19 protein-coding genes are annotated in these 21,437 nt (G+C 71.1%); all 19 read left to right on the top strand.

Features of this window, described 5'->3' with window-relative positions; genetic code table 11:
* Positions 1 to 91: 91 nt before the first annotated feature.
* The 19 genes from Aut01nite_RS37680 to Aut01nite_RS37770 all read left to right on the top strand — a co-directional run bounded on the left by Aut01nite_RS37680 (position 92) and on the right by Aut01nite_RS37770 (position 20,979).
* The gene (locus Aut01nite_RS37680; protein WP_052163449.1) at positions 92 to 769 is read left to right on the top strand and encodes a collagen-like domain-containing protein; all 678 of its coding nucleotides are present in this window, start codon (positions 92 to 94) and stop codon (positions 767 to 769) included.
* Positions 770 to 966: 197 nt separating this feature from the next.
* Positions 967 to 2,391 (top strand): FtsW/RodA/SpoVE family cell cycle protein, encoded by a 1,425-nt coding sequence (locus Aut01nite_RS37685; RefSeq protein ID WP_052163448.1) that lies wholly within the window; start codon positions 967 to 969, stop codon positions 2,389 to 2,391.
* Complete coding sequence (gene murG, locus Aut01nite_RS37690; protein WP_043523820.1) at positions 2,391 to 3,497, top strand: undecaprenyldiphospho-muramoylpentapeptide beta-N-acetylglucosaminyltransferase; 1,107 nt, start codon at positions 2,391 to 2,393, stop codon at positions 3,495 to 3,497. Before Aut01nite_RS37685 ends, murG begins: the two co-directional genes overlap by 1 nt.
* Positions 3,498 to 3,552: 55 nt before the next feature.
* Positions 3,553 to 4,956: a UDP-N-acetylmuramate--L-alanine ligase gene (gene murC, locus Aut01nite_RS37695; RefSeq protein ID WP_236642616.1), complete on the top strand. Its 1,404-nt coding sequence runs from the start codon at positions 3,553 to 3,555 to the stop codon at positions 4,954 to 4,956.
* 4 nt (positions 4,957 to 4,960) lie between these two features.
* Entirely contained in the window at positions 4,961 to 5,728 is a 768-nt protein-coding gene (locus tag Aut01nite_RS37700) for a cell division protein FtsQ/DivIB (protein ID WP_052163447.1), read from the top strand.
* Between the two features lie 295 nt (positions 5,729 to 6,023).
* A complete protein-coding gene (ftsZ, locus tag Aut01nite_RS37705) occupies positions 6,024 to 7,151 on the top strand; it encodes a cell division protein FtsZ (RefSeq protein WP_043523817.1) in 1,128 nt (375 codons plus the stop codon).
* A gap of 113 nt (positions 7,152 to 7,264) precedes the next feature.
* Positions 7,265 to 7,972 (top strand): YggS family pyridoxal phosphate-dependent enzyme, encoded by a 708-nt coding sequence (locus tag Aut01nite_RS37710; RefSeq protein ID WP_043523816.1) that lies wholly within the window; start codon positions 7,265 to 7,267, stop codon positions 7,970 to 7,972.
* A 257-nt stretch (positions 7,973 to 8,229) separates the two neighbouring features.
* On the top strand, positions 8,230 to 8,949 hold the full coding sequence (locus tag Aut01nite_RS37715) for a cell division protein SepF (protein ID WP_043523815.1): 720 nt from the start codon (positions 8,230 to 8,232) through the stop codon (positions 8,947 to 8,949).
* A gap of 45 nt (positions 8,950 to 8,994) precedes the next feature.
* Positions 8,995 to 9,300, top strand: a complete 306-nt coding sequence (locus Aut01nite_RS37720; protein WP_043523814.1) for a YggT family protein — start codon at positions 8,995 to 8,997, stop codon at positions 9,298 to 9,300.
* Positions 9,301 to 9,343: 43 nt separating this feature from the next.
* Positions 9,344 to 10,159 carry a DivIVA domain-containing protein gene (locus tag Aut01nite_RS37725; protein ID WP_043523813.1) on the top strand — a complete coding sequence of 272 codons (816 nt, stop codon included), beginning with the start codon at positions 9,344 to 9,346 and terminating at the stop codon, positions 10,157 to 10,159.
* Between the two features lie 32 nt (positions 10,160 to 10,191).
* Positions 10,192 to 10,989, top strand: coding sequence for a hypothetical protein (locus Aut01nite_RS37730; RefSeq protein WP_043523812.1), 798 nt, complete (start codon positions 10,192 to 10,194; stop codon positions 10,987 to 10,989).
* Entirely contained in the window at positions 10,986 to 11,294 is a 309-nt protein-coding gene (locus Aut01nite_RS37735; protein WP_043523811.1) for a DUF167 domain-containing protein, read from the top strand. Before Aut01nite_RS37730 ends, Aut01nite_RS37735 begins: the two co-directional genes overlap by 4 nt.
* Positions 11,295 to 11,587: 293 nt before the next feature.
* Positions 11,588 to 12,007 (top strand): TraR/DksA family transcriptional regulator, encoded by a 420-nt coding sequence (locus Aut01nite_RS37740; RefSeq protein ID WP_043523810.1) that lies wholly within the window; start codon positions 11,588 to 11,590, stop codon positions 12,005 to 12,007.
* Entirely contained in the window at positions 11,980 to 12,594 is a 615-nt protein-coding gene (gene lspA, locus Aut01nite_RS37745; protein ID WP_083998667.1) for a signal peptidase II, read from the top strand. The genes Aut01nite_RS37740 and lspA overlap by 28 nt, the downstream gene beginning before the upstream one ends.
* Complete coding sequence (locus Aut01nite_RS37750) at positions 12,591 to 13,523, top strand: RluA family pseudouridine synthase (protein ID WP_043523809.1); 933 nt, start codon at positions 12,591 to 12,593, stop codon at positions 13,521 to 13,523. The genes lspA and Aut01nite_RS37750 overlap by 4 nt, the downstream gene beginning before the upstream one ends.
* Positions 13,524 to 13,538: 15 nt before the next feature.
* Positions 13,539 to 14,546: a hypothetical protein gene (locus tag Aut01nite_RS37755; protein WP_043523808.1), complete on the top strand. Its 1,008-nt coding sequence runs from the start codon at positions 13,539 to 13,541 to the stop codon at positions 14,544 to 14,546.
* Between the two features lie 185 nt (positions 14,547 to 14,731).
* Positions 14,732 to 16,207, top strand: a complete 1,476-nt coding sequence (locus Aut01nite_RS37760; protein ID WP_043523807.1) for a MinD/ParA family ATP-binding protein — start codon at positions 14,732 to 14,734, stop codon at positions 16,205 to 16,207.
* 101 nt (positions 16,208 to 16,308) lie between these two features.
* Positions 16,309 to 19,842: a DNA polymerase III subunit alpha gene (gene dnaE / locus Aut01nite_RS37765; protein WP_043523806.1), complete on the top strand. Its 3,534-nt coding sequence runs from the start codon at positions 16,309 to 16,311 to the stop codon at positions 19,840 to 19,842.
* A gap of 30 nt (positions 19,843 to 19,872) precedes the next feature.
* Positions 19,873 to 20,979: a hypothetical protein gene (locus tag Aut01nite_RS37770; protein ID WP_201775474.1), complete on the top strand. Its 1,107-nt coding sequence runs from the start codon at positions 19,873 to 19,875 to the stop codon at positions 20,977 to 20,979.
* Positions 20,980 to 21,437 lie beyond the last annotated feature (458 nt).

A 21,437-nucleotide genomic window follows, 5' to 3' on the forward strand; every position in this document is an offset into this window, starting at 1 on the left:
AGCCCTGGGAACGTTGTCGGGCGGGTGGCATGGCATCCGCCGACAGGGGGTTCCCGGGCGCGAATCCGAGACTCACAGAGGATGGAAACCTATGAGGTCACGCCTCCTGCTCGCATCCGTCGGCGCGATGGGAATCATCTTCGCGACCGGCTCCTCGGCGGCCGCCGTGGGCCAGATCGCGCCGACCGGCGCGGCCCCGGCCGACATCAAAGTGTGCGTGAACAAGAGGTCCGGCGAGATGCGCTGGGTCAGCGCCTCCGCGACCGGCTGCCGTACCGGCGAGGTTCTGCGCTCCTGGGACGACGAGGGCCCGAGGGGCCCTGCCGGGCCGAAGGGAGCCACCGGGCCGAAGGGCGAGGACGGCGATGCCGGCCCCGCCGGCCCCGCCGGGCCCGCGGGTCCGGCCGGACCGGAGGGTCCCGCCGGCCCGCAAGGAGCCGCCGGTGCGGCGGGGCCGGCCGGCCCGCAGGGAGTCGCCGGTCCCGAAGGTCCCACCGGAGCGCAGGGAGCGCCCGGCGGTACGGGTGACAAGGGCCCGGTCGGCGACAAGGGTCCCGTCGGTGACAAGGGTCCCGTCGGGGACAAGGGTGCGGCCGGCGACAAGGGCGTGGTCGGTGACCAGGGGCCGGTCGGTGACAAGGGTCCCGTCGGGGACAAGGGTCCGGTCGGCGACAAGGGCCTCACCGGTGACCAGGGTCCCGTTGGTGAACAGGGCCCCATCGGGGAACAGGGCCCTCCCGGAGAATCGGGCGCCGTCTTCCAGGTTTGAGCACCTCCCTCCGACGGCAGGACGGCTGTGCCGTTCCGGCCGCGTGATGGCGCAGTACAGCTGACCGATACGTGACGGGAGCCGAACGACCGGCGGGTGACGATCACCCGCCGGTCGTGGCGCACGTGACAAAGGCTCAGGCGACACGCCATCGACGGTGCGCACCGATGCGGTGAGTGCCGGACGATGATGGGGGTATGGCGGACGACCGTACTCAGACGGCCCGCCCGTCACTGAGCCGGCAGCTGCTGCCCGCGGTGCACGGGCTGCTGGCCAGGCCCCTGTCGTCGTACTACCTGCTGATCTCCAGCTGCAGCCTGCTGCTGCTGATCGGCCTCACCATGGTCTTCTCGGCCACCTCGGTGAAGGCGTTCGCGGAGAAGAACAACGCTTTCGCGGAGATCAGCAGCCAGTCGGTGTACGCGCTACTCGGCCTGGTCGCGTTCTGGATCTGCCAGCGGCTCCCGGCGGCCACTCTGCGGACCCTGGGCAAGTACTTGCTCGGCGGGGCGGTCCTGCTGCTCACCTTCCTCGCCGTGCTGATGGCGCTGGGCTCGGCCGGGGTGCTGAGTCCGCCGGACAAGCCGCGGATCGGCCCGGTCTGGGCGTACCTCAACTGGCTCTATTTCGGCCCGGTCAGCATCCAGCCGGGCGAGCTGGCGAAGCTCGCCATCGTGCTGTGGGGCGCCGACATGCTCGCGCGTAAGGGCCCGGCCCTGGCGCACTGGCGGGAGCTGGCGATGCCGCTCTTCCCGGTGGTCGGCCTGCTCTTCATCCTGGTCGGTTACAACGACCTGGGCACCATGCTGGTGCTGCTGGGCCTGATCGTCGGCCTGCTGTGGGCGGCCGGTGTCCGGTTGCGTGTCTTCGGCGCGCTCGGCGTGCTCGGCCTGGCCGGTGTGGTGCTGCTCATCGCGGCCGCCTCCCGGGGCGCCGGCTCCGGCGCCGAGGGCGCCGACAACTACCGTCTCGCGCGGCTCACCTCGTTCTTGCAGCCGCTGGAGAGCTGTGACGTCTCCAGTCCGGCGGGCAAGTGGTGTTATCAGCTCGTCCAGGGCCGGTCGGCGATCTTCGAGGGCGGCTGGTTCGGGGTCGGCCTGGGCGAGAGCGCGCTCAAGTGGGGCTGGGTGCCGGAGGCCGGCAACGACTTCATCTTCGCGATCGTGGCCGAGGAGCTCGGCGTGGTCGGCTGTGCCGTGGTGCTGGCATTGCTGTCGGTGATGGCGTACACCGGGTTCCGGATCGCCCGCCGCTCCGCCGACCCGTTCCGTCGTCTGGCCGCCACCGGGATCACCACCTGGCTGGTCATCCAAGCGGTGATCAACATGGGCGGCGTGGTGAAGCTGCTGCCCATCACCGGTCTTCCGCTACCGTTCATCTCCGCTGGTGGAACGGCACTCGTGGTGACCATGGCAGGCATCGGGATCCTGGCGTCGTTCGCCCGTGCGGAGCCGGACGCGGCGCGAGCCCTGAACGCCCGTCCGACGCCTCGATGGGTACGACTAGTCTGGGCCCCGCTGCCGCCGCTTCCCCCGCCGCGGCGGCCGGCGCAGCGCCCGCCTGCCCAGAAGAAGGCAGGTGAAGAGGCTTCAGTCAGGGCGGGGGGCGAGAGGAGACGGTGATGGGTCCGCTGCTGCGGTCGGTCGTGCTCGCCGGAGGAGGCACCGGCGGTCACATCTATCCGCTGCTCGCCTTCGCCGACGCTCTGCGGCGCCACTTCCCACAGATCCGGATCACCACGCTGGGCAGCCCGAAGGGCATGGAGAACCAGCTGATCCCGGCCGCCGGGTACGACCTGCGGGTCATCCCGGCGTTCCAGTTGCCCCGGTCGCTGAACCTGGACCTGCTGCGCACCCCGGACCGGATGATCCGGTCCGCCGCCGCGGCCGGTGAGGTCATCGACGAGGTGCAGGCCCAGGTGGTGGTCGGTTTCGGTGGGTACGTGTCGGTCCCGGCCTACCTGGCCGCCTGGCGCCGGGAGCTGCCGATCGTGATCCACGAGGTGAACGTGCCGCCGGGTGTCGCGAACCGGATGGGCATGAAGTTCACCAAGCGGATCGCCGTCGGGTTCCCGCACCAGCTGGAGCAGGCCGAGTCGCTGCGCAACGCCCGGCTGGTCGGTGTGCCGCTGCGCACCGGGATCACGCACATGGACCGGCCGGCGCTGCGCCCGCAGGCGCTCTACCACTTCGGGCTGCGCCCGGACCTGCCGGTGCTGTTCGTCTCCGGCGGCTCGTCCGGCGCCCGCACGATCAACCTGGCGGTGGCCGCGGCGGCGAAGCGGCTGGCCCACGCCGGCATCCAGGTGCTGCACGTGCAGGGCGGGCGCAACGACCCGTTCGAGGTGCCGAACGACCTGCCGGTTCCCTATGTCGTCGTGCCCTACCTGTCGGACATGCAGCTCGGTTACGCTGCCGCCGACCTGATGCTCTGCCGGGGTGGCGCGATCACGGTGGCGGAGACCACGGCGCTCGGCATGCCGGCGATCTACGTGCCCTATCCGTTCAGCAACCAGGAGCAGCGGCGTAACGCGCTGCCCGTGGTGGAGGCCGGTGGCGGGCTGCTCGTCGACAACAGCGAGCTGACACCGGACTGGATCGAACGCAACATCATCCCGCTGGCCCGGGACCGGCAGCGACTCGCCACGATGGGGCACGCCGCCGCGGGCTACGGGCGCCGTGACGGCGACGAGCAGCTGCTGCGGTACGTACTTGAAGCGGTGAGCTGATCTTGATTGAGGGAGTGGAACTGTGAACACGGCGGAGCTGACGCCGGCCGGTGAGATGACCGCCGAGGACCTGGGCAGTGTGCACCTGATCGGGATCGGCGGGGTCGGCATGGCCGGCCTGGCCCGGCTCCTGCTCACCCGGGGCGTGCCGGTCTCCGGCAGCGAGCTGCGGGAGTGGCCGGCCCTGGCCGCGCTGCGCGCTCTCGGGGGCACCGTGCACATGGCCCACGAGGCGTCCAACCTGGACGGCGTGGACACCGTGGTCTATTCGACCGCGATCCCCAGGGACCACGTGGAGATGGTCGAGGCGCGCCGGCGCGGGCTGCGGGTGCTGCACCGCTCGGAGGCCCTCGCCGCGGCGATGACCGGCCGGCAGACCATCGCGGTGGCCGGCACCCACGGCAAGACCACCACCACCTCGATCATGACGGTGATCCTGCAGCACGCCGGGCAGGACCCGTCGTTCGTGATCGGCGGCGAGATGTCCGCGGCCGGGTCGAACGGGCACCACGGCACCGGGCCGCACTTCGTGGCCGAGGCCGACGAGCACGACCGGTCGTTCCTGATCTACCGGCCGCACGTCGCGATCATCACCAACATCGAGGGCGACCACCTCAACAACTGGGGTGACCTGGAGACGCTGAAGGCCGGCTTCCTGGAGTTCGGCGGGCTGGCCGACGGGTTCGTGGTGACCTGCGCGGACGGGCCGGGCACCGAGGAGCTGATCGCCGGGCTGAAGGCGGCGGGCAAGACCGTCTACACGTACGGCGAGTCGGCCGGCTCGGATCTGCGGATCTTCGACGTGACGTCGTCGACCAGCGGGGTCCGCTACCGGGCCGAGCTGGACGGTCAGGCGCTCGGCGAGTTCAAGCTGGCGCTGCCCGGCACCCACATGGGGCTGAACAGCGCGGCCACCGTGCTCACCGCTCTGAAGCTGGGCATCCCGCTGGCGAAGATCACCGAGGCCCTGGAGTCGTTCCCGGGTGTGCGGCGGCGGTTCGAGCGCAAGGGCATCGCGGCGGGCGTGCGGGTGTACGACGAGTACGCGTACCACCCGACCTCCGTGAAGGCCGCGCTCCGCACCCTGCGCGAGGTGGCCGGGGACGGGCGCCTGCTGGTCGTCTTCCAGCCGTACCGGGTGTACCGCACCCGGGACCTGCAGGCCGAGCTCGCCGACGGCCTCGGGGTCGCCGACGAGGTGATCTGCATGGAGGTGTTCGGGCCGGGCGAGACCCGCGGCCCGGGTGAGGGCGGCCGGGCGCTGACCGCGGCGATCGAGCTGCCCGAGGAGCAGAAGGTGTTCGTGCCCGACTGGGAGGACGTCCCGGCCGAGGTGGTCCGGCGCAGCCGTCCCGGCGACGTCGTGGTGACCATGGGCGCGCCGCCGATCTCGCTGATGGGCGACGAGTTGCTGGCCGCGCTCGCCGAGGCGGACCACCAGCCGGATCTGGCCCGGTAACACCGTGGCCGGCGGGGGCGCGCGCAACTGGCGGCTGGTGCGGGCGGACACGGATGCCGTGCCGTCCTCGGCCCGGCGTTTCATGGCCCGGGCCCGGCAGCGGCGCCTGCGCGCCGCCATGCCGTGGCTGATCGGCGCCGGCGTCCTGCTGGCCGGCGGCGCCCTGGCCTGGGTGGTGTACGGGACCGCGGTGCTCGGCGTCCGCGAGGTGCGGGTGGTCGGCACCGAGTCGCTCACCGTCGACCAGGTGCTGGCCGCCGCCGCGGTGACGCCGGACCGCCCGCTGGCCCGGGTGGACCTGGACGAGGTCGGTGACCGGGTCCGGGACCTGCCGGCCGTGGACCGGGCGGTGGTGGCCCGGAGCTGGCCGTCGACAGTGGTGATCGAGGTGGTCGAGCGGGTCGCGGTGGCGGCGGTGCCGTCCGGCACGGCGTTCACGCTGATCGACGACGACGGTGTGCCGTTCCGCACGGTGGGTGCCCAGCCCGCCGGTCTGCCGCTGGCCCGGCTCGCCACGCCGGGTGGCGCCGACGGGAACACCCGCTCGGCGCTGACCGTGCTGGCCTCGCTCACCGACGAGCTGCGCGAGCAGCTGGTGGCGGTGTCGGTGGAGTCCCCGGTCAAGATCCGGCTGGAGTTGCGCAAGGGCCGGGTGGTGATCTGGGGCGACGACACCAAGAGCGACCGCAAGAGCACGGTCGCCACGATGCTGCTCCGGGAGAAGGGTGACGAGATCGACGTCAGCGCACCCCGGGTGGTCAGCATACGATAAGGATGCGCTTAAATGGACAAAGCGTTCTGAACGCTACAAAAGCGTACGAGGTTACGGGTGAGTCGGATACTCACCTCGTTAGCGGACGCGACACGCCGCCCCGGGTCTTTGGCTGAGGCGGCATGTCCGCATACGTTGCCTCGAGAGGTTCGAGTGGTTGACATAACTCTGAACCTCTAGTAGAGGGTGAGGGTTTCCTCGCCCTCCCTTGTACGGATGCGGATGTCGAAGTGCGGTTCCCGGGACCGCAGGGGCCGTCGACATCCGCCAACCCCGGAAGGGATGGCTGAGCCCGATGACACCTCCGCACAACTACCTCGCGGTCATCAAGGTCGTCGGCATCGGCGGTGGCGGCGTGAACGCCGTCAACCGCATGATCGAAGTTGGGCTCAAGGGCGTGGAGTTCATCGCGATCAACACCGATGCGCAGGCGCTGTTGATGAGCGACGCCGACGTCAAGCTGGACGTCGGCCGGGAACTGACCCGGGGCCTCGGCGCCGGCGCCCAGCCCGAGGTCGGCAAGAACGCCGCCGAGGACCACCGGGACGAGATCGAAGAGGTGCTCAAGGGCGCCGACATGGTCTTCGTGACGTGTGGCGAGGGCGGCGGCACCGGCACCGGTGGCGCGCCCGTGGTCGCCAACATCGCCCGCAAGCTGGGCGCGCTGACCATCGGCGTGGTGACCCGGCCGTTCAACTTCGAGGGCAAGCGCCGCCAGGTGCAGGCCGAGGCCGGCATCGACGAGCTGCGCAACCAGTGCGACACCCTGATCGTGATCCCGAACGACCGGCTGCTGGCGCTCGGCGACCGCGGGATCAGCATGATGGACGCGTTCCGGCAGGCCGACCAGGTGCTGCTCTCCGGCGTGCAGGGCATCACCGACCTGATCACCACGCCGGGTCTGATCAACCTGGACTTCGCCGACGTCAAGAGCGTCATGAGCAACGCCGGCAGCGCGCTGATGGGCATTGGCAGCGCCCGCGGCGACAACCGCGCGGTGGAGGCGGCCGAGAAGGCGATCTCCAGCCCGCTGCTGGAGCAGAGCATGGACGGCGCCCGCGGCGTCCTGCTGTCCATCGCCGGCGGCTCCGACCTCGGCCTCTTCGAGATCAACGACGCGGCGCAGCTGGTCACCGACGCGGCCCACCCGGACGCGAACATCATCTTCGGCGCGGTCATCGACGACGCCCTCGGCGACGAGGTGCGGGTCACCGTGATCGCGGCGGGCTTCGACGCGGGCTCGCCCTCCTACAAGCCGGCCGAGGCGCCCCGCAAGGTGCCGGCGCCGTCGACCGGCAGCAACCTGCCGCCGATCCCGGCCACGCCGGTCGCCCCGCCGCCGGTGACGACCACCCCGCCGCCGCGCAGCCGGGTGCTCTTCGACGACGTGGACGTGCCGGACTTCCTGAAGAACGGCTCCTGACCGGGGCCGTTCGGCCCGCGTGACGCCGGGGCTCCGGGTGGTGCATCCCACGGGGCCCCGGCGTGGGAACCAGCACACGGAACCTCTCTCGTACCCCTCACGAAGGTTGAACCTTGACCGACGCCGGACGGCGCGCCGAACTGGCCGCCAGCCTTGATCGTGTACGGGAGCGCATCGCGCGCGCCTGTCTGGCGGCCGGAAGGCCGCCGGACGCGGTCACCCTGACCGCGGTGACCAAGACCTACCCGGCGAGCGACGTGCTGTTGCTCGCCGGGCTCGGTGTCACCGACGTCGCGGAGAACCGCGACCAGGAGGCGTCCGCCAAGGCGGCCGCCGTGCACGCCGAGGGCGTGCGGCCGCGGTGGCACTTCGTCGGCCAGTTGCAGCGCAACAAGGTCAGATCGGTGATCGGGTACGCCGATGTGATCGAGTCGGTCGACTCGGTGCGCCTGGCCGGGGCGCTGGGCCGGGCCACCGTGGAACGGGAGAGTCCGATCGATGTTCTCGTCCAGGTGAGCCTGGACGGAGATCCGGCGCGCGGCGGAGTGTCGGGAGATGATCTCTGGCGGGTATCCGACGCGGTGGCCTCATCGGACGGTCTGCGGCTGGCGGGTGTCATGGCCGTCGCGCCACGCGGCGAGGACCCCGGCGCGGCGTTCGCCCGGCTGGAGGTTCTGGCTGGTCAGATGGCTGTTCGGTACCCCGGCGCGAGCACCGTCTCGGCGGGCATGAGCGGCGACCTGGAGGCCGCGGTCCGGTACGGGGCGACACACGTACGGATCGGTACATCTTTACTCGGGATGCGAAACTCGCTGCGGTAGCCTTGCGGCGGGCAGCAAACTACACAGGTGTTGTTTTACGCGACGTGCCATGCGGGCATCTCCGCACGGCGGCCGGCGCGTCCGACGACGCAGCGTCGCAACGGGTCGGGGGTCCGCATCGGACCGGGGTTCCCGACTCGTGAGGGGGGACGCGGCACGCCAGGGGGCGCGAGCCGCAACAGCGGACAGAGGGGTGGGGGCATGGACTCTCGGCAGGAGACGGGCTGGGCTTTCGACTCCCGAACGGGAGGACGGGCATGAGCGGTGGCGCGTTTCGTAAGGCAGGCGTCTGGCTCGGTCTCGTCGAGGAGGACGACGACCGCGGCTATGACGACCGCAACTACCGGGAGAGCTCCTACCGGTCGCGGGACCGTGACCGGGACCGCGACCGTGAGCGCGATCGTGACCGGGATCGATACTCCACCGACCGCTACGCCGACGAGTTCGCCGACGAGGAGGAGGAAGAGGAGCGCGCCGTCCCACGGGCCCGGCGTGAGCGTCTCACCACCGCCCGCACCGAGCTGGACCGGGACGAGAGCGAGCGCCTCGATCGGGCGAGCGTCCGCTCCATCACCCGGCCGTCCCCGGTCGCCGAGCAGTCGAACGCGCTGACCTATCCCACCCGGGACAACACGGCGCTCAAGCCGCAGCCGGTGGCCCACCCGCAGCCGGTGGTCCAGCGGCAGGAGGAGGAGCAGCGATACCAGATCACCACGCTGCACCCGACCACCTACCGGGAGGCGCGGACGATCGGCGAGCACTTCCGGGACGGCGTCCCGGTCATCATCAATCTCACCGAGATGGATGAGTCGGACGCCCGGCGGCTGGTCGACTTCGCGGCGGGTCTGGCCTTCGGCCTGCGGGGTACGATCGAGCGCGTCACGAACCGTGTCTTCCTGCTCTCTCCGGCGAACGTCCAGGTCACCGCGGAGGACAAGGCCAAGATCGCCGAGGGTGGCTTCTTCACCCAGGGTTGATCGTCGACCGGAAGCCGATAGACCCGAACGAGGGATCCACCTGACGTGCTGTCGATCGTGTTCCAGATCCTCTACATCCTGCTGTACCTCTTCACCATGGTGCTGTTGACCAGGTTCGTGCTGAGCGCGGTACTCCAGTACGGTCGGCGCTGGCAGCCCAGCAGAGGCGCCTCGGCCGCACTCGAAGCCGTGTGGAGCGTCACGGATCCACCCCTCAAGGCGTTGAGGCGTGTGATCCCACCGCTGCGCATTGGTAACGTGAGTTTGGACCTGGCTTCCATCGTGCTGCTGGTTATCCTGTTCGTGCTCACGGACTTGGTACTGAGAAGACTGATTTCGCAATACAGCTAGACAGCAGCCCCAACCGCGGCCGCGACTGACCCGAGGAGTTTCGATGCCGCTGACCCCGGCCGACGTTCATAACGTCGCCTTCAAGAAGCCCCCGATCGGCAAGCGGGGGTATGACGAGGAGGAGGTCGACGCCTTCCTTGACGAGGTGGAGCGCGAGCTCGCCCGTTTAATCGAGGAGAACAACGAGCTGCGCGCCCAGGTGGAGCGCGGCGGCCGGGGTGGTGCCCCCGCCGGCCCCGGTGCCGACCCCCGCCTCACGGCGGAGCTCAACGAGCTCAAGGCACAGCTGGACCGGGTGCAGCGGGACAAGACCGCCGCCGAGCAGGCGGCCCGCCAGATGCAGGCCGAGCTGGAGCAGGTGCGTGCCCAGGGCCCCGGCCCGGGTGCTGCCGCGTCCGCCGCCGACGGCGAGCAGCAGGCCCTGCGCGTGCTGATGATGGCGCAGCGCACCGCCGACGACCACGTCGCGGACGCCCGCCGCGAGGCCGACAAGCTGCTCTCCGACGCCCGTTCCAAGGCGGAGGAGGTCACCCGCGAGGCGCGGGCCAAGGCCGACGCCCTCGAGCGGGACGCCCGTCAGCGGCACCAGGAGGCCATGGGCGGCCTGGACGCGAAGCGGACCGCGCTGCAGAAGCACATCGAGGAGCTGAAGCAGTTCGAGCGGGAGTACCGCACGCGCCTCAAGGCGTACCTGGAGAGCCAGCTCCGTGACCTGGACGGTCGTGGGCAGGGTCTCGAGGCCGAGCTGACCCGGGCCGACTCCAGCCGTGCCGTCGGCGGTTCCGGTGGTCTCGCCGCGGCCGGCCTCGCCGGGTCGTACAGCGGCGGCCGGACCAACTCCATCGAATCGGGCCGCTGAGCCCAGCCCCCGCACCGCGACGAGGATGAGCCATGATCGTTGCTACTCTCCTGCTCATCCCCGTCGCGGTTCTGTTTCTCGCGCTCGGCATCGTCAACGGCTCGAGCAGTCTTCTCATAACCTCGATCGTGGTCAGCCTGCTGGCCGCGGTCGCTCTCGTGATCGGCCTCCGGCAGGCGGCCGCACGGCGCGCGGCTGAGTCCTCCGCCGCGCCGGCCGCCCGGGTGAGCCGGACCGGCCGCCGTGATCCCGAGTTCGACGACCTCGATCCGCCCCCGCCGCCCGCTCCCGCGATCTTCGACGAGCCGGTGGCCTTCGCGGACGATTCTGCCCCCGCGCCGACGGTGTCCGCAGGCGAATCAGGCAGCTACGAGCGGGCCGGCGTGGACGAGGCGCGGGCGGCCGGCGCCCGGGACGCCGCCACCCGTCTGGGCGACCGGGAGCCGGTCCCCGCAGACTATGCCGATTCCGACTCCATGGTTGATTCGCCCCGTACCGCCGCCCGCGCCACGGATCCGGATGAGCACGCGTGGCGGCCGGCCACCGCGGCCGAGGCCGACGAGTTCGACGAGCCGGACGACGACGATCCCGACGACGAGCCGCTGCCGCAGTCGGTGCGGCCCGCCGACGCCGTGCTGGTGGCCCGGTTCGACACCGAGGTGCTGGTCGTCGACGGCCGGCCCCGCTACCACATGGCCGACTGTCCGCATCTGGTCGGCCGGCTCACCGAGCCGCTGCCGGTGAACGAGGCGGTCGAGCTCGGTTTCAGCCCGTGCGGCCTGTGCCGGCCGGTGGACCGTCTGGTCGCCGCCGTGGCGCATCAGCGTTGAGAGCCGGGGCGGGCGTCTCCGTGCCGGTGCGGGTGCGGCCGGGCGCGGGGCGGACCCGGGTGGGTGGCCGTCATGAGGGACCGCACGGACCGGCGCTGATCATCGCGGTGGGCGCGCCCGCGGTCGACGGCAAGGCGACCGAGGCGGTCCGCAAGGCTCTGGCCGCCGCGCTCGGGGTGCGGCCCGGCGAGGTGTCGCTGCGCCTCGGCGCGACCAGCCGGGACAAGGTGTTCACGGTGACCGCCCCGGCAGCGGAGTGGGAGCGGCGGCTCACCGGACTCCGTGACGGCGACTGCGACGTGTGATCAAAGAGTCACGTGGGGTGTATCGTCGGTTTTCCGGCGGCGCCCTCGACGTTCTGCCACGATTCGTCCCTTCTGCGGGCGGTGACGGGTTGTCGGCATAGTTCACGTTCCGTATCCTTGCCACCCTCGCCGAGTGCGCGGCCGTTGTTCCCGCCGCGCCGTTCGTGCAGGTGGGCCCATGCGAGCCGACACGGGGACATGACCAGGGGACACGAGACGGGCGGCCCGGCGAGCCGGCCGGAGGTGTTCCGCAACCGTTGATCGCCGCGCTCGCCGCGGCCGAGGGAGCGACGATGGCCAAGGCAACCGACACCCGTTCCGGCTCGGCCACACCGGCCGTGGACCGCAGCCGCAGCGCGGAGGAGACCGAGCGGATCCGGGAGGCGCTGGTCGCGCGGCTCGACGAGCTGCAGGCCGAGTACGATCAGGCGCTCAGTGAGATCACCGTGCTGCAGCGCGAGCGGCTCGCCGACTCGGCCGGGGACGACCAGGCCGACACCGGCACCAAGACGTTCGAGCGGGAGCAGGAGATCACGCTGGCCAACAACCTGCTCGAGCGGATCACACAGGTCGAACGTGCGATCGATCGGCTCGGGTCGGGCAATTACGGTTGGTGTGAGCGGTGCGGCACCCAGATCCCGGTCGAGCGGCTGGCTGCGTTCCCCTCCGCCACCCTCTGTGTCTCGTGCAAGCAGTTGGAGGAACGACGCTGAACGCCGACGAGCAGGTCACGCCACGGTTCGCGACCCGTGCCGTGGCCGTCCTGGCCGCCACCGCGGTGGTCGCCGTGGTGGTCGACCAGTGGGTCAAGCACCTGTCCACCGAGAACCTGGAGCCCGGCGAGCCGGTCCGCATCCTCGGTGGCCTGATCTACCTGTCGCTGCTGCGCAACAGCGGAGCGGCGTTCAGCTTCGGCAGCGGGATCACCTGGGTGTTCCCGCTGATCACCTTCGTGGTGGTGGGCGTGATCGTCTGGATGGCGACCCGGCTGCGGTCGGTGCCCTGGGCGATCTCCCTGGGCCTGGTGCTGGGCGGCGCGCTCGGCAACCTGGGCGACCGCCTGTTCCGCGCGCCGGCCGTGTTCCACGGCCACGTGGTCGACATGATCAGCGTGTTCGCGCCGTACGGGGAGAAGTTCGCCGTGTTCAACATCGCGGACAGCTGCCTCACCGTCGGTGTGTGCCTCGCGGTGCTGCTGGAGTTGACCGGACGGCAGCGCGACGGCAGCCGGATCACCAAGGAGAGCCCGGCTCCGGCCGGGGCGACGGACCCCGCCGGGGCGACGGAGGACAAGGCATGAGTGGGCAGCGTTCTCTGCCGGTTCCGGACGGGCTCGACGGCATGCGGCTGGACCAGGCCGTCTCCCGTCTCTTCGGGCTCTCCCGGACCGCCGCCGCCACGCTGGTCGAGGCCGGCGACGCGATGGTCGACGGGGTGCCCCGCCCCAAGTCGGAGAAGGTGGTGGCCGGCTCCTGGCTGGAGGTGACGCTGCCGTCGCCGGCCGCGCCGCCGCCGTCGTTGGTCCCCGCGCCGGTGCACGGCATGGGCATCATCTACAGCGACGACGACATCGTGGTGGTGGACAAGCCGGTCGGCGTCGCCGCCCACCCCAGCCCCGGCTGGACCGGCCCGACCGTGGTCAGCGGGCTGGCCGCGATGGGGCACAACGTCGCGACCAGCGGCGCGGCCGAGCGGCAGGGCATCGTGCACCGGCTCGACGTGGGCACCACCGGCATCATGGTGGTGGCCAAGAGCGAGCAGGCGTACAGCTTCCTGAAGCGGGCCTTCAAGGAGCGCGAGGTGGAGAAGCGGTACCACGCCGTGGTCCAGGGGCACCTGGACCCGCTGCGAGGCACCATCGACGCGCCGATCGACAGGCATCCGACCGCGGACTACAAGTTCGCGGTGATGTCCGGCGGCAAGCCGAGCGTCACCCACTACGACACGGTCGAGGCGTTCCGGTCGGCCAGCCTGGTGGACGTGCGGCTGGAGACGGGACGGACGCACCAGATCCGGGTGCACTTCTCGGCGATGCGGCACCCGTGCGCGGGTGACATCACCTACGGGGCCGACCCGACGCTCGCCGCCCGGCTGAAGCTGAACCGGCAGTGGCTGCACGCGCGCGAGCTGGCGTTCACGCATCCCCGGACGTACGAGGAGGTCAGGTTCGTCAGCGACTACCCGGACGACCTGAAACACGCGCTGGACGTCCTCCAGGACGCCGGCTGACCGTCGGGAGACAACGTGGGCCCCGCGCATCGCATGCGGGCAGTCCTCGTCCGGTTCGAGGGCTCCGCGCTCCGGTTGCAGATCATGACCGGAACGGCGGTGGCGGCTACCTTAGCGCTGGTCCTGGTGGTCTTCTGGGCCGACCGGGAGCTCCCGATCCGGCCGGAGACCGGCGATGTGCTGCGGGTGGGCGTGGTGGAGGGGCAGTCGGTCACCGGCTACCTCGACTCGTCCCGCGACGAGCTGGCGCGGCTCGTGGACCCGTCGGCGCCGGTCGCCGGCGACACCTGGGCGCTCGTCGCCTTCGGTGAGTACACCGAGGCGGGCCTGCTGGCCGGGCTGCTGGCGGGTGGTCAGGTGGCCCAGGTGTACACGCGGGCCCCGGTGGCCGGCGCCCGCACCGCCGTGGTCCGCATCCCGGTCTACCGGCTGCCGGCGGACGTGACGGCGGGCATGCTCGGGGCGGCGCTGACCCGCGACCGGGAACGCGCCGACTATCTGCGCCTGAGCCGGGAGCTGACCGGTTCCGGTCGCAACGAGACACGACTGCGGGCGGCGTACGAGACCGCCGCGCGGATCGCCGCCGAGGAGGCGGCCGCGTACCGGGCCGGGTGTGCCTGCGTCTTCGCCGCGGTGGTGCGCGGCACGCCCGCGGTGCTCGGCACGATCGCGGCCCGGCCCCGGGTGCGGGTGGTGGACCCGGCGCCGGAGGTGCGGCAACTGGACCGGACCGAGTTCCGGCCGCCGCTGCCCGAGGAGGTGGAGGTGGTGTCGCCGGAGCCGGCCCCGGCAGGCGTGCCGTCCGGGCTGGCCGGCGTTGCCTCCGGACCCCCGGGACCGTTACCGTCGTCGATCGGGACGGATGTGACATCTACCTCACCGGATGATTCAGGCGGCACGCCTTCCGCCGCCGTATTCCCCTCCGAGGGGGCGGTTGCCGTACCCTCTGCAACGGATACGAGCCCTGCTCATGAAGGGTTGGATGTCTCGCCGGGAGCATCCAGCGGCGATTCCGGCCGTTAAGTTCTCCGTTCGCGCATCGTTCGGCCGGGTTACGCAGGGACGACCGGGGGCCGTCATGTGATCAAGAACGACCGGGGGATGGGCGGTCGGCCGGTGGCCCGAATAGGGTTTGCCTCCGTAGCCTGTCAGGGGCGGGCGAGACCATCGCCGCGAAAGTAGTCGGGTAGGCGCAGAAAGGACGAGCCGTGGACGGGACCGAGACCGGCTGGGGCCGGCCTGCGGAACCAGCCCCGCGCTGGCGGGCGTTGCTCGACCGTGCCCGGCATGGCCGCAGCGAGGAGCCGGAGGAGGCTCCGCAGCAACCGGAGACACCCCCGCAGCAGCAGTGGGGCCAGCAACAGCAGCAACCGGGCCGGGGATCGGCGGCGGTCGGCCGCCCGGTCAACCCGCTCGACCCGCGGCCGAGCCGGCAGGGCGGCTTCGAGCGGCCCGCCGAGCAGCAGCGCCCGCCGATGCCGCAACGGCCGATCAACCCGCTCGACCCGCGCTGGCAGAACCGCGGCGAGACCGAGCAGCCGCACAGCTTCTTCGACCCGCCGCAGCGGTCCGCGGCGGCGCCCCCGCCGTCCGCGCCACCCCCGCCGCCGCCCGCGCGGGAGTACGGATCGGCCTACCCGCCGGCGCCCGCCCCCGCCCGCGACTATCCGCCGCCGAACGGATACGCCCCGCCGCCGGCGGCTCCCAGCGGGTACGCCCCGCCGGTCACCGGATACGTGCCACAGCCCGCCGCGTACCCGCCACCGGTCGCGCCCCCACCGCCGGCCCCGGTCCCGCAGCCCGGACGGGCCGCCGCGCCGGTCTCGCCGGCGCCCGCCGCCGCGCGGATCGAATGGCGGCAGAGCCGCACCGACGACGGCGTGGACCGTGCCGTGTCGGTGATGCGCCGCAAGCTCGGGCAGCCCCGGGTGCTGGCCTTCGCCAACCCCAAGGGCGGCGTGCACAAGACCACCGCGACCGTGCTGGCCGCGGCGACCATCGGCAGCGTCCGCGGGCGCGGTGTGCTCGCCTGGGACGACAACGAGCTGCGCGGCACCCTCGGCCTGCGGGCCGGCAGCGCCCGGCACGCGCGGACGATAAAGCACCTCCTGGCCGACCTGATGCGGATCGAGGGCCTGCACGGCGACGTCCTGCTCCAGGAGCTGGACGCCTACCTGCGGCACGCCTCGGACGGCTCCTACGACGTGCTGGCCGGCGAGGAGAACCCGCGGTTCGCTGCTCGGCTGGACCAGGCCACCGTGCGCCGCGTGATGGACCTGCTGCGCCGCACCCACGACGTGATCTGCGTGGACACCGGCAACAACGTGGAGAGCGTGAACTGGCAGACCGTGATGCGGTCGGCCGACCAGCTGGTGATCACCACGGTGCCGCGGGAGGACGCCGCGTTCACCGCGGACTGGATGCTCGACGTGCTCGAGGAGAGCGGGATGGGCGAGATGGTGTCCAGCGCCGTGACGCTCATCTCCTGCCCCTCGCCGGGCCACCTGCCGCTGCTGGAGGACTTCCGGAAGCACTTCGCGACCCGTACCCGCGCGGTCGCCGTGGTGCCCTACGACCCGGCGCTCGAGGTGGGCTCCTCCATCGAGTACGGGGATCTCCAGCAGGAGACGCGGCAGGCGTGGTTGCGCGCGGCGTCGGTGATGTTGGAGCCCTTCGCGGAGTAGGTTTTCGTTCAGCGCCGACGGTTCGCCGTCGACGAGGGTCTCAACTTGTCGTACGCCGGGACTAGGCTGCACGGCACCGTCAACGGAAGAGGGGGTTCCGGGTGTCTGACTCGTTTGTGCACCTGCACGTGCACACAGAGTATTCAATGCTCGACGGGGCGGCCCGGATCAAGGAACTCCTCGCGGAGGCGAAACGGCTCGGCATGCCGGCCGCGGCGATCACCGACCACGGCAACATGCACGGCGCCTACGACTTCTACAACCAGGCGAAATCCGCCGGGATCACCCCGGTCATCGGGGTCGAGGCGTACGTCGCTCCCGAGTCCCGCCTGGACAAGAAGCGGATCAAGTGGGGCCGTCCGGAGCAGAAGTCGGACGACGTCTCCGGTAACGGTGCGTACACGCACATGACCATGTGGGCACGGAACGCGGTCGGCCTGAAGAACCTGTTCCGGCTCAACTCGCGCGGCTCCATGGAGGGGCAACTCGGTAAGTACCCGCGCATGGACTTCGAGATCATCGCGGAGCACGCCGAGGGCATCATGGGCACCACCGGCTGCCCGTCCGGCATCGTGCAGACCCGGCTCCGGCTGGGACACTTCGACGAGGCGCTCAAGTCCGCCGCGATGTACCAGGAGGCGCTCGGCAAGGAGCACTACTTCCTGGAGCTCATGGACCACGGTCTGTCGATCGAGAAGCGGGTCCGTGACGGCCTGCTGGAGATCGGCCGGAAACTGGACATCCCGCCGCTGGTGACCAACGACTCGCACTACGTGCACGAGGAGCAGTCCGCGGCGCACGACGTGCTGCTGTGCGTGCAGACCGGCAGCAACGTGGCCGACCCCAACCGGTTCCGCTTCGACGGCTCCGGCTATTTCGTGAAGTCGGCCGACCAGATGCGTGCCGTCGACTCCTCGGAGGCGTGGCAGCAGGGCTGCCGCAACACCCTGCTGGTCGCCGAGAAGGTGGACATCGACGGGATGTTCACCTTCAAGAACCTGATGCCCCGGTTCCCGATCCCCGACGGGTTCACCGAGGAGGAGTACTTCCGGCACGTCGCGTTCGAGGGCCTGCGCAAGCGGTTCCCGGACGGCATCCCGGAGACGCACGTCAAGCAGGCCGACTACGAGCTCGGCGTGATCATCCAGATGGGCTTCCCGGCGTACTTCCTGGTGGTCGCCGACTTCATCCAGTGGGCGAAGAACAACGGCATCGCGGTCGGCCCCGGCCGTGGCTCGGCGGCGGGCTCGCTGGTGGCGTACGCGATGGGCATCACCGACCTCGACCCCATCCCGCACGGCCTGATCTTCGAGCGGTTCCTCAACCCCGAGCGTGTCTCGATGCCCGACGTCGACATCGACTTCGACGACCGGCGCCGCGCCGAGGTGATCCGCTACGTGACCGAGAAGTGGGGCGAGGACAAGGTCGCCCAGATCGCCACCTTCGGCACGATCAAGGCCAAGGCCGCGATCAAGGACTCGGCCCGGGTCCTGGGCTACCCGTTCGCGGTCGGCGACAAGATCACCAAGGCGATGCCGCCGGACGTGATGGGCAAGGGCATCACCCTCGGCGGCATCTTCAACAAAGAGGACAAGCGGTACGCCGAGGCCGGTGAGGTCCGTGGCCTCTACGAGACCGACCCGGACGTCAAGAAGGTCATCGACACCGCCCGGGGCATCGAGGGCCTGATCCGGCAGACCGGTGTGCACGCCGCCGGCGTCATCATGTCCGCCGAGCCGATCATCGACCACATCCCGCTGATGCGCCGGGCCAGCGACGGCGTGATCATCACGCAGTTCGACTACCCGACCTGCGAGACGCTCGGCCTGCTGAAGATGGACTTCCTCGGCCTGCGCAACCTGACCATCCTCGACGACGCCAACCGCAACGTCGAGCTCAACCACGGCCAGAAACTCGACCTGCTGTCGCTGCCGCTGGACGACCCGAAGGCGTACGAGCTGCTCTCCCGCGGCGACACCCTGGGCGTGTTCCAGCTCGACGGCGGGCCGATGCGGTCGCTGCTGCGCCTGATGAAGCCGGACAACTTCGAGGACATCTCCGCCGTCCTGGCCCTCTACCGCCCCGGCCCGATGGGTGTCGACTCGCACACCAACTACGCGCTCCGCAAGAACAAGCTCCAGGAGATCACCCCGATCCACCCGGAGCTGGAGGAGCCGCTGCGGGAGATCCTCGAGCCCACCTACGGCCTGATCGTCTATCAGGAGCAGGTGCAGCGCGCCGCGCAGATCCTCGCCGGCTACAGCCTCGGCCAGGCCGACCTGCTGCGCCGGGCGATGGGTAAGAAGAAGAAGGAGATCCTCGACAAGGAGTTCGTGCCGTTCCGTGACGGCTGCCGGGAGCACGGCTACTCCGACGAGGCCATCCAGGCCGTGTGGGACGTGCTGGTGCCGTTCGCCGGCTACGCGTTCAACAAGGCGCACTCCGCGGCGTACGGCCTGGTGTCCTTCTGGACCGCCTACCTGAAGGCGCACTACCCCGCGGAGTACATGGCCGGGCTGCTCACCAGCGTCGGCGACGACAAGGACAAGATGGCCATGTACCTGGCGGAGTGCCGCCGCATGGGCATCCAGGTGCTCCCACCGGACGTGAACCAGTCGGCCGGCCCGTTCACCCCGGTCGGCAAGGACATCCGGTTCGGTCTCGGCGCGGTCCGTAACGTCGGCGGCAACGTGGTCGAGGCGATCGTCCGGTGCCGCAAGGAGAAATCCGAGTACAACGACTTCTACGACTTCCTGTCCAAGGTCGACGCGGTCGCCTGCAACAAGAGGACGATCGAATCGCTGATCAAGGCGGGCGCGTTCGACTCGATGGGGCACAGCCGCAAGGGCCTGCTCGCGGTGCACGCCGAGGCCATCGACGCGTACGCCGATGTGAAGCGCAACGAGGCCGCCGGTCAGTTCGACCTGTTCGGGGCGTTCGGCGACGAGGCCGGTGGCGGATCGGCCGCGGTCAGCATGCCGCCGATCGGCGAGAGCGAGTGGGACAAGCGCGACAAACTGGCCTTCGAGCGGGAGATGCTCGGCCTCTACGTCTCCGACCACCCGCTCGCCGGTCTGGAGATGATGCTGGCGAACGCGGCGGACACCAGCATCGCCGCGCTCAACGAGGAGGGTTCGGTCCCGGACGGCTCGGTCGTCACCCTGGCCGGCATCCTCACCGGCGTGCAGCGGCGGATCACCAAGCAGGGCCGCTCGTGGGCGTCGGCCACCCTGGAGGACCTGGCCGGCGGGGTCGAGGCGCTGTTCTTCCCGAACACCTACGAGCTGGTCGGGCAGTACATCGCCGAGGACGCCATCGTGGTCGTCAAGGGCCGGATCGAACGCCGCGACGGCGCCCCCCGGATCATGGCGATGGACATGTCCATCCCGGACATCTCGCACAACCCGGATAGCAAGCCGGTGACCCTGACGATGCCGATCACCCGGTGCACGCCGCCGCTCGTCGACGAGCTCAAGGAGATCCTGGTCAGCCACCCCGGCGACACCGAGGTGCACGTCCACCTGCAGAACGGCAGCCGGACCACGGTCATGCGGCTCGGCGGGCTGCGGGTCGCGGCGACACCGGCCCTGCGCGCCGACCTCAAGATGATCCTCGGCCCGTCGGCCGTCGCCTGACGGCGCGGGCTGATCTGGGAGGATCGCAGGGTGCACCCGAGTGAGCAGCCGGCCGGACCGCCCCCTCCGCGGGAGGGGATGTCCGGGCCGCCCGTAGCCCCGGAACACGGCGGGTTCCCCGGCGCGCCCGGGATGTCGGCGGGGCCGGCCGGGTTCGGTGGGCCGCCGGGGGTGCCGGGGCACGGCGGGTTCGCTGCGCGGCGGCCGGACTGGCGGCAGTTCATGCTGCAGGGCAGCACGCGGCCGTGGCGGCGGACGCTGCGGGCCGGGCTCGGGGTAGCGGTGGCGGTCGCCCTGCTCGGTGTGTTCCTCGGGCTGGCGTGGGGATGGCTCGCGCCGACGGTCCCGGTGGTCGACGCCGGTGAGTCGGGGATCCTGGTCACCGATCCCTCGCCGGAGCAGTACATCGCTGCCGACGGCTGGTTCACGCTGCTCGGGCTCGGGTTCGGGCTGATCGTGGCGGTCGGGGCGTGGCTGGCGCTGCGCCGGGACCGCGGGCCGGCGCTGCTGATCGGGGTGGTCGCCGGCGCCTATGTGGCGGGCCGGTGGGTGGCGCCGGCGGCGGGCGAGTTCCTCGGCCGGGGCGCCTACGAGCAGTGGATGGCGACGGCGGCGCGCGGGGCGACCTATCTGGCGCCGCCGGAGGTGCAGGCGGCCGGGCCCAAACTGGTGCCGGCGTTCGTGGCGGCGATCGTGCTCACCCTGCTGGCCGGATGGTCCAACGATCCGGATCTCGATCTGCCGGGCGCCCAGCCGGGGTATGGGCCGAATCACGCCTATCCTCCGCCGTACGACGCCCCACCGCCGTACGCGCCGCAGGTGACGGCCGATCACACGCCTCCGGCCAGGACGGGATCGCCCTACGCGCCGCAGGTGACGGCCGATCACACGCCTCCGGCCAGGACGGGATCGCCTTACGCGCCGTCTGGCGCAGCCACGCCCTACGCGCCGCCTGCCGGAGGCTCGCCTCACGCGCCGTCGGCCGGGGCCGGGCCGGAGGGCTCGTCCCATCCGCCGCCGGTGGGGACCGACCCCACCGGGGCGTCGTATGGGCCGCCACCGGTGGACCCGACGGCCGCGTCAGGCGCCGATCTGCCTCCTTCGCACGGCGGCGAGCAGAACCGGCGGGACTCGTAGCCGAGTAGACCCGCCCGCCGGCCGTGTTACGGCGCGCACCTCGCACGGGGCGACGGGGCTGACCTGGCGCGGTCGAGGGCTGTCCCGGGCGTACCGGGAAAGCGGTGTGAGCCGCCCGTCGATCGAAGCGTGTCGACTTCGGGTGGAACGGTGCGCCGTAAATGCACACGCTGGACGGGGCTGGTGCTGCTGCAGCGGATCCCGGCGCGGAACGGTCCGGTTGCGGTTTGTCCGGCTGGTTGTCATTGCTGTCTCAGCTACTGAGACAGCAATGACAACCAGCCGGGGGTTGACCGGGACGGGCATGCATGAGTGGCACCGGGCGACGGTGGTGAGGCGGGGCCTGCCGTGGCCGCCGCGAATCACGGGACGCTGCGTGGCCCGTACCGGAGCATGGTGTGAGAGAACAGCCGCGGACCGGAAGCGGACCACCGCCGTAGCGGGCTGGTCGCCGTCGA

The organism is Actinoplanes utahensis, assembly GCF_016862455.1.
Classification (GTDB): domain Bacteria; phylum Actinomycetota; class Actinomycetes; order Mycobacteriales; family Micromonosporaceae; genus Actinoplanes; species Actinoplanes utahensis.

Coding starts and splice junctions, on each gene's coding strand:
- Aut01nite_RS37680 (WP_052163449.1), top strand. CDS start 92: ATGAGGTCACGCCTCCTGCTCGCATCCGTCGGCGCGATGGGAATCATC.
- Aut01nite_RS37685 (WP_052163448.1), top strand. CDS start 967: ATGGCGGACGACCGTACTCAGACGGCCCGCCCGTCACTGAGCCGGCAG.
- murG (WP_043523820.1), top strand. CDS start 2,391: ATGGGTCCGCTGCTGCGGTCGGTCGTGCTCGCCGGAGGAGGCACCGGC.
- murC (WP_236642616.1), top strand. CDS start 3,553: ATGACCGCCGAGGACCTGGGCAGTGTGCACCTGATCGGGATCGGCGGG.
- ftsZ (WP_043523817.1), top strand. CDS start 6,024: ATGACACCTCCGCACAACTACCTCGCGGTCATCAAGGTCGTCGGCATC.
- Aut01nite_RS37715 (WP_043523815.1), top strand. CDS start 8,230: ATGAGCGGTGGCGCGTTTCGTAAGGCAGGCGTCTGGCTCGGTCTCGTC.
- Aut01nite_RS37725 (WP_043523813.1), top strand. CDS start 9,344: ATGCCGCTGACCCCGGCCGACGTTCATAACGTCGCCTTCAAGAAGCCC.
- Aut01nite_RS37730 (WP_043523812.1), top strand. CDS start 10,192: ATGATCGTTGCTACTCTCCTGCTCATCCCCGTCGCGGTTCTGTTTCTC.
- Aut01nite_RS37740 (WP_043523810.1), top strand. CDS start 11,588: ATGGCCAAGGCAACCGACACCCGTTCCGGCTCGGCCACACCGGCCGTG.
- Aut01nite_RS37750 (WP_043523809.1), top strand. CDS start 12,591: ATGAGTGGGCAGCGTTCTCTGCCGGTTCCGGACGGGCTCGACGGCATG.